Source organism: Pseudomonas sp. Sample_9, assembly GCF_004307535.1.
GTDB classification, from domain to species: Bacteria; Pseudomonadota; Gammaproteobacteria; order Pseudomonadales; family Pseudomonadaceae; genus Aquipseudomonas; species Aquipseudomonas mercuritolerans.
Genome location: NZ_RAZO01000361.1, coordinates 1 through 2,001, shown reverse-complemented (window position 1 = coordinate 2,001; position 2,001 = coordinate 1). Strand labels below are relative to the sequence as shown.

2 protein-coding genes are annotated in these 2,001 nt (G+C 64.3%); both read right to left on the bottom strand.

Going from position 1 to position 2,001, the window contains the following annotated elements; all coding sequences use genetic code 11:
- Positions 1-719: pyruvate kinase (locus tag D6877_RS30030; protein WP_241662931.1), on the bottom strand; the 719-nt coding region annotated here is incomplete at its 3' end.
- Entirely contained in the window at positions 716-1,990 is a 1,275-nt protein-coding gene (locus tag D6877_RS20700; protein WP_130911975.1) for a glycerate kinase, read from the bottom strand. The genes D6877_RS20700 and D6877_RS30030, both read right to left, overlap by 4 nt.
- Positions 1,991-2,001 lie beyond the last annotated feature (11 nt).

Below are 2,001 nucleotides of genomic sequence, written 5' to 3'. Positions count from 1 at the left end.
GCGACCATGATGGCGTCGCTCAACTCAGCAATCTCACGCAGTTGCTCGACCGCCGAAGGCTTCTCGATTTTCGCCATCAGGAATGCCTTGTCGCCGATCAACGCGCGGGCTTCGACAATGTCCTGCGGGCGCTGTACGAACGACAGCGCGACCCAGTCCACACCCAATTCCAGGCCGAAGCTCAGATCGCGGCGATCCTTGGCGGTCAGCGGGCTGAGGTCGAGCACCGCTTGCGGCACGTTCACGCCCTTGCGATCGGACAGTTCGCCGCCGTTGAGCACGGTGGTGTCGATCGCATCGCCGTACTTGGTGACCACGCGCAGGCGCAGCTTGCCGTCGTCGAGCAGCAGATCCATGCCGGCTTCCAGCGCGGCAATGATCTCCGGATGCGGCAGGTTGACCCGGCGCTCATCGCCCGGTGTCGTATCGAGATCGAGGCGTAACGCCTGACCGCGATGCAGCTGCACCTTGCCGTCAGCGAATTTGCCGACACGCAGTTTCGGCCCCTGCAGATCCATCAGAATGCCCAGCGGGTAGTTGAGCTGACGCTCGACTTCGCGGATCCACTGATAGCGCTTGGCGTGGTCGGCGTGATCGCCGTGGCTGAAGTTCAGGCGGAAGATGTTGACCCCGGCCTCGACCAGCTCGCGGATGTCATCGATACCGTCGACCGCAGGGCCGAGGGTGGCGAGGATTTTGACCTTTTTATCAGGCGTCATGATTTGCAGTTCTCAAGGATCAGAATGGCGCGGAAGTCGTTGACGTTGGTGCGGGTCGGCTCGGTAACGATCAGCGCATCGAGCGCCTGGAAGTAGCCGTAGCCGTTGTTGTTATCCAGCTCGTCGCTGGCGCTCAGACCCAGTGCGGCGGCGCGGGCGTAGCTGTCCGGGGTCATGATCGCGCCGGCGTTGTCTTCCGAGCCGTCGATGCCATCGGTGTCGCCGGCCAGCGCGTAGACGCCGGGCTGGCCCTTGAGGCTGTCGGTCAGGCTGAGGAGGAATTCGGCATTGCGTCCGCCACGGCCATTGCCGCGCACGGTCACCGTGGTTTCACCGCCGGAGAGAATCACGCACGGCGCTGACAAGGGCTGGCCGTGGTGGATGATCTGTCGGGCGATGCCGGCGTGGACTTTCGCCACTTCACGGGACTCGCCTTCGAGGTCGCCGAGAATCAAGGTGCTGAAACCGGCCTGACGGCATTTCACCGCCGCCGCGTCCAGCGATTGCTGCGGGCGGGCGATCAACTGGAAATGACTGCGCGCCAGACTCGGATCGCCGGGTTTGACGGTTTCCGATTCCGGACTTTGCAGCCAGGTGCGCACGGAGGCGGGAATGTCGATGCCGTAGCGCTTGATGATCGCCAGTGCTTCGGCCGAAGTGCTCGGGTCGGCCACGGTCGGGCCGGAGGCAATGACGGTGGCGAGGTCGCCCGGCACATCGGAAATCGCGTAGGTATAAACCGTCGCCGGCCAGCAGGCCTTGCCCAAACGCCCACCCTTGATCGCCGACAGATGCTTGCGCACGCAGTTCATCTCGCCGATGGTCGCGCCGGATTTGAGCAGGGCTTTGTTGATCGCCTGCTTATCGGCAAGGGTGATGCCTTCGGCTGGCAGGGCGAGCAGGGCAGAGCCGCCGCCGGAGAGCAGGAAGATCACGCGGTCGTCTTCAGTCAGGTTGCTGACCAGCTCCAGCACACGTTTGGCCACGGCCAGACCCGCCGCATCCGGCACCGGGTGTGCGGCTTCGACCACTTCGATTTTTTCGCACGGAGCGCCGTGGCCGTAGCGGGTCACCACCAGGCCGGTGACTTCACCCTCCCAGCAGCGCTCGACCACTTGCGCCATGGCAGCAGCGGCTTTGCCGGCGCCGATGACGATCACCCGACCCGTGCGATCGGCAGGCAAATGGGCTTCGAGGACTTGGTTCGGATGGGCCGCGTCGATGGCTGTGGCAAACAGCTCGCGCAGCAGTTGTTGCGGATCGACCGACATGGCGGGCTCCC